Origin of the sequence: Spiroplasma sp. AdecLV25b (assembly GCF_030913225.1) — a bacterium.
Classification (GTDB): Bacteria; Bacillota_I; Bacilli_A; order Mycoplasmatales; family VBWQ01; genus Spiroplasma_E.
In genome coordinates, this window is the sequence record NZ_JAQYTS010000041.1 from 1 (window position 1) to 6,148 (window position 6,148).

A 6,148-nucleotide genomic window follows, 5' to 3' on the forward strand; every position below is an offset into this window, starting at 1 on the left:
ACGTTATTACACATAATAAAGTAATGGCAATTCCAATTTTAATTAGTAACGTAATTACTAGTACAGCCATTACGGCTGTTGATGCAGGTTGAACAGCAACATAAGCAATTAAAATTATAAAAACAAGAACGCAAAATATAAGACTAACAATGTTAGTAATAAATCCAATCATAGCACCTACTTTTAATTTTTGATCGAGAGTTTTTGTTTCGTTCATAATAATATAGTTCTCCTTCTTTGAACTTTTAAATAATTCTATTAAATTGTAACTTATAATTACTAGATAGTCAAAAAACAAAAAATAGGAGATAGAATAATTATTTTTAGTTTGCACTTTTTTCGAAATTGTAATTTAAATTGGACAAATTTTTATTAAATTAACGTCATTTAGTGTAATTTAAATTTTAATATTTACTATTAACAAAGCAAATTTTAAAATTTCGGAATATGTTTAATGTCTGATTTTGAGTCAAAAGAATAATTATTTTCACATAATTTACATTCATCACTTATTTGTGGATTTCAAGGTTTAATTTCTTCTATTCCTAATTTTATTGAGTCTTGAATTTTATTTTCTATAGAAAAACTTAATTCAAAAAGATTGTTAGGAAATTTAAATAACTGCTCAATTATTTGAATAATTTCTACTTCTAATGACATACAACGTTCTTTTTCTACATCAGATTCACTAATTTTATCGTCTAATTTTTTAAATATACCAATAAATTGTTTAATTTTCTCACTAGATATAAGATTCATTTCGGCTAAATCATCAATTTTACATTCAATCTTTTCTATAAAAATTTTTTTTAATTTTGGTAGTTGACTTTTTAAAAAACTAACATTATTATCTGCTAATAATACTATATCCCCCCTAGATTTGATGCTTCTTGATTATTTTTAAATAAATTTATAATAAATACTCTATATAATGAATTATTTAAGAAATCAGTTTTATATAATAACATTTTAAACATAATACTATACATACTAAAATAAGGAGATATTGAACTTGCGCCTAAAACACTAGGATATAATTTTTTTATTTCTTCTACAATTAAACTTGATATGGTTGGCATGTTTTCTGATTTTGGCATTTTATTCTCCCTTAACGTTTTTATAATTTAAAAATAAAAATAACAAAAATCGCTATTAATTAAACCTAACTAACGACGATTTTAAATCAAATATTTATTTTCTAATTTATTATACACTAAAAAATGTTAAAATAATATTTTTTTATACTTCTTTTTGTTCATTATATAATGATTTACGCATTCTTAAAAATAATTTAATTGGTACACCTTGAAAGCCAAATCGTTCACGAATTTGATTAATTAAAAAACGTTCATATGAAAAATGACAACGCTGTGGATCATTAACCATTAACACAAAAGTTGGTGGATTTTTATCAACTTGGGTTCCATAATAAATTTTTAATCTTCCCCCTTTAAAATATGGTGGTTCATTAATTAATTGGGCTTTATTAAGCACTTCATTGAGAATACTTGTTTTAATTCGTAAATTCATATTTATTAATACTTCATTAATAGTAACAAATAATGTGTGAACACGAGTATTTTCAAGTGCTGATAGAAAAACAATAAATGAATATTCTAAATATTTAAATTTATCTTTGATTTTTTTAGTAAATTCAATCATGGTTTTTTCATCTTTTTTTACTAAATCTCATTTGTTAACAATAATAATTACTGGTTTATCTAAATTTTTCGCCATTCCTGCTACTGTTAAATCTTGTTCTTGAATTTCAACACTACCATCTAATAAGAATAAAACGATATCACTGCGTTCAATAGCATTAGTTGTTCTAATTAAACTATATTTTTCTAAGTGTTCACTAATTTTACCTTTTTTTCTAATTCCGGCCGTATCAATTACACAATATTGTTTTTTATTATAAACAAAATTACTATCAATGGCATCAGTAGTAGTCCCAGCAATTGGTGATACAATCACACGATTTTCTTGTAAAATAGTATTAACCAAACTAGATTTACCAACATTAGGACGACCAATAATAGCTAAATTAATATTTTCATTTTGCTCTTTGTTTTGCGCTTTCGGTGATTTAGCAATAATTAAATCTAACAAGTCACCAAAACCAATTCCGTGAGCAGCAGATACTAAGATGGGATTGCCAAATCCCACACTTAAATAATCATAAACCTTATCTTCATCACGAGCAACATTATCGTATTTATTGACAACAATAATGACTGGTTTTTTGGTTTTATAAAGTAGTTTGGTAATATCTTGGTCTTCATGAGTTAAACCTTCTTGATATGAACATACAAATAAAATAATATCAGCTTCAGCTAAAGCAATATTGACTTGTTCATTAATTTGTTTAGTAAAATTAGTAATTTCTTTGGTAATACCACCAGTATCAATGACCACAAAGTTTTGTGTTAACCATTCACCAATGCCATAAATACGGTCTCTTGTAGCACCTGGCATATCTTCAATAATGGCTACTCGTTTTTGTAATATCCGATTGAAAATTGAAGATTTACCAACGTTTGGTCTGCCAACAATTACAACTTTTGGTAATTTATTCATTTGTTTCCATCCTTATTTTGATTTATTATGACTAAAGTAATTATGGTATAAACTTGTTAATTTAGCAACTGTTACTTGTAAATCATATTCACTATTGTCTAAAACTTTAGCATCTTCAACAATAATTAACTGACCAGTACTACGATTTTTATCAGTATTATCACGTAATAACATATCTTCATATACTTGTTCTTGTTTAATATTAATGCCTTCTTTAATATATTGTTTGTATCTCCTAATACTACGAGCATGAAGGCTAGAAGTTAAAAAGATTTTTAACTGCGCATCAGGTAGCACAACACTAGCAATATCTCTTCCGACAACAATAAATCCTTGTGTTTTAACAATATCTTGAATTTGTTTTACAATAATTTTACGAACTTCTGGTAAAGCAGCAATTTTAGGAACATTTTTTGTAACATTAGCACTATAAATTTCATCAACTATAGGTTGACCATTGAATAAGAAATGACCATTAACTCATGCCATTTCAAATAATGCTAATGCTTGGATTATTAAGTCTTCGTTATCCAAAGGAATTTGTTTTTTTAAACAATAGTCAGTAAAACTACGGTACATAATCCCTGTATCCATATAGTCATAATCAATTTTTTTAGCTAATGAAGCAGCAGCTGCTGACTTACCAGAAGCTGCGGGTCCATCGATGGCAATATTAATTTTTTTAATCATTATTTTATCTCCATTCTCTTTAATCAATATAAGCTATTAACAATAAAATTAATGTTACAACTAAAACTAAACAAATAATAATGCTAAAAATGGTTAAACTAGTTTTATAATTGTTTTTAGTTTTAATTTTTTGTAACTCATCTTGAAAATTGTTATGTTGATCATTAATTTCGATTAAACCTTGTTTGAAATCGCGAACATTTAATTTATGTTTTTGATATTTAGTTTCTAAACTTTTAACGAATAATTTAACATCACTAATTTTACTTTCCAAATGGGTTTGAAATTCACCAATTTTATTGTGCATACTAGTAATTAATGTTTTATATTCGCGATTAATGTCATCTAGTGGAACTAATGGTTCATTAACAACTTTCGTTGTAAAATGTTCAAGTGTATTATTAATATCAACTAACATTTTTTCAAGTACATATTTATCATTATCTTTTAATTTTTCATCATTAGTTGTTAATAGATGGGTTTCAAAATTAATTAAATTTAATTCATGATTTAAATCTTTGAAAATAGCAGTAAAATATTCTTTATCGATTTTCATTAATTTTTGGCGATAATTTTCTAACATTTGTTCTTGTTGTCAAATATTAGCATTATCTTTAATATCATGAGCAATTTGATTACGAACTGCTTGATATTTTTCCATTCTTGTCATAAAAGCACCTACTAGCAAACAATTAATTTTAACATTATTTATCAAATATTATTATTTTTCTTGATTATAACATAAATCATTTTTGCTATTACTAATTTAGTCAATTTCATTTAAGGTTTTAATCGGATTAATTTTTTTCATACTATTTCAATCAATCATAAAGGTTGCACCATAAATTCCTAACACAATTCCTGCTACCACAAACGGTAACCATCATGTAAAGAATAATGGTAATACCCAAATGGTGTGTAATGCTAAATAACTAATAACTTGTGTAACAATAACTCAACCAATCGGGAAACCAATCACAAACATAGCAAAAATTAATGGTAAGTACATACCAATGACAATATTAGTGATTTTACTATCACTATAACCTAGGGTTTTCATAGTAGCAATAACTTTTCGGTTTTCGTAAATAACCAAGTTACTTGTTAGTAAAATAATAAAGAACGAAATAATTAGTGAGAAAACAATGAATGCTACTAATACTGCATCAACTAAGGCGGTAATTTGGTTTAATAATTGATGTTGGATATATAGTGGTGATATATTAAGCATCGAACCAATACCATATCCTTCATAGGTTGCACCACTTGCTTCAATTCCACCATTTAAACCAAAAGGACTGTAGTCACCATATACCTGTGATGTTGAAAAAGAATTAGTAATGTCTAGTAATACATCCAAATTTGAAAACTTAAAGTTAAAAAGTGGATATTCATTATCAAATACTTTTATTAAATTAGGGTCAATATTTGGGTCATTAACAAACTTAGTATAATCCATATTTGTTGGATTTAAAACACTAAAATCAATTCCATTTCATTTTCCTTCATCTTTTCATTCCATTTGAAAAATACGAAACAACAACTGCGACTATCAGTATTGTTTACTGTTTTATCATTATAATGTAATAATTTATCAGCATTAGTTTTACTAATATAAGCATTTGGTTGACCATAACCATTATAAACTCCTACTACTTTATATTTAGTAAAAGTAGTATCATGATTAGTAACAACATTACCAGCAACATTTTCTTTTAACATACTTGTCGCAGTATTTAGGGATGAATATGGATTAGTTTTTAAACTAGGAACTTGTGTAAAACTAGTATTTTGTTTATTTAAAGTAACATTATTATTTTTAATAATAGCACTATCATCTAAACCATCAAACGTAATATCATTTACATTAAATTTTGTATAATCATCACCGGGATTATTTTTAAATTCCATAATATTTTCATTAGTTGCCATCGTAAATGAGTCACTAACATGTAAGTTTAATTGCTTAGCAATCGTTTGATTAATAACAATACTTGTTATGTCACTACCACTACTTTTTTCTAATAAAGGATTTAAAACATTACCATTACTATCATATAGTTGCATCATTGATGGTTTACCTAATTGTTGTTGACTTTGTAACCCATAAACTTTCATTGGATATTTATGAGCATTAAAATGTTTATTAGGTTCACCAATAAAATAAGTACCTAATTCATCAGTTTTGTTATTAAAAGGTAGGACATTAAAACCAATATTAAATGGCGAGTTAGGGTCATTATAAGCATTAGCAATATTTTGACGAATAAAATATGGAGAATGGCTATATGTGCCTTGCACTACTGTTTGACCAATTCTAATATAGAATAAAGCACCAAATCATGCTGATATTTTATTAATTCAACTATTACGTGCTTCTTTTGAAGGTAATTGCGAAGCAGATTTTGTCAATATTTCATCTTCATTAGTTACGTGTCAAGGATAGGCCTTATCGCTTTGGTCAAATTGAAAATTATCAATCGTAGTTTCAAAGTTATCACCACCTTCACCAATCGGTGGTGCATTATCATAAGCAGGGATAGTTTTATTACCAGAACTAAGTTTAGTAGCAAAGTGGGAGTGTAACAAAAATCCGGAATTAATTATTCAATATTGTCTAATTATCATTTGAGACGAGAAATAATTAAGAATTTTTATGTAATTGTAATTTAATAATACTCCTAATAATAAATAATTGCAATTAAAATGCATACTATAATTATTTTCAATAGTTTATTATATGCAAGTCCATAACAAAAATGCTTACTAAACAGACATTTAATAAGTTTTTAAGATTTAATTTAAAAATTAGATTATGGTTTTAAATTAATTTCTTGACATTTAAAGATAATCATTTTCTTATATGTTTCAATACTAT

Annotated in this window: 8 protein-coding genes; all 8 read right to left on the reverse strand. The window is 26.0% G+C overall.

Annotated features, from left to right (window positions below; translation table 4 throughout):
- Positions 1-217, reverse strand: a 217-nt coding sequence (locus RDJ14_RS04090) for a hypothetical protein (RefSeq protein WP_308150108.1), incomplete at its 3' end; no start/stop codon positions are given.
- A gap of 215 nt (positions 218-432) precedes the next feature.
- Positions 433-759: a hypothetical protein gene (locus RDJ14_RS04095; protein WP_308150109.1), complete on the reverse strand. Its 327-nt coding sequence runs from the start codon at positions 757-759 to the stop codon at positions 433-435.
- A gap of 104 nt (positions 760-863) precedes the next feature.
- Positions 864-1,097: a hypothetical protein gene (locus tag RDJ14_RS04100; protein WP_308150110.1), complete on the reverse strand. Its 234-nt coding sequence runs from the start codon at positions 1,095-1,097 to the stop codon at positions 864-866.
- Positions 1,098-1,239: 142 nt separating this feature from the next.
- Positions 1,240-2,580, reverse strand: a complete 1,341-nt coding sequence (gene der / locus RDJ14_RS04105) for a ribosome biogenesis GTPase Der (protein ID WP_308150111.1) — start codon at positions 2,578-2,580, stop codon at positions 1,240-1,242.
- Between the two features lie 12 nt (positions 2,581-2,592).
- Complete coding sequence (gene cmk / locus RDJ14_RS04110) at positions 2,593-3,270, reverse strand: (d)CMP kinase (protein ID WP_308150112.1); 678 nt, start codon at positions 3,268-3,270, stop codon at positions 2,593-2,595.
- A gap of 19 nt (positions 3,271-3,289) precedes the next feature.
- Entirely contained in the window at positions 3,290-3,940 is a 651-nt protein-coding gene (locus tag RDJ14_RS04115; RefSeq protein WP_308150113.1) for a hypothetical protein, read from the reverse strand.
- Between the two features lie 96 nt (positions 3,941-4,036).
- Positions 4,037-4,792 carry an ABC transporter permease gene (locus RDJ14_RS04120; protein WP_308150114.1) on the reverse strand — a complete coding sequence of 252 codons (756 nt, stop codon included), beginning with the start codon at positions 4,790-4,792 and terminating at the stop codon, positions 4,037-4,039.
- Positions 4,741-5,898 (reverse strand): hypothetical protein, encoded by a 1,158-nt coding sequence (locus tag RDJ14_RS04125; RefSeq protein ID WP_308150115.1) that lies wholly within the window; start codon positions 5,896-5,898, stop codon positions 4,741-4,743. The genes RDJ14_RS04120 and RDJ14_RS04125 overlap by 52 nt, the downstream gene beginning before the upstream one ends.
- Between the last annotated feature and the right edge of the window lie 250 nt (positions 5,899-6,148).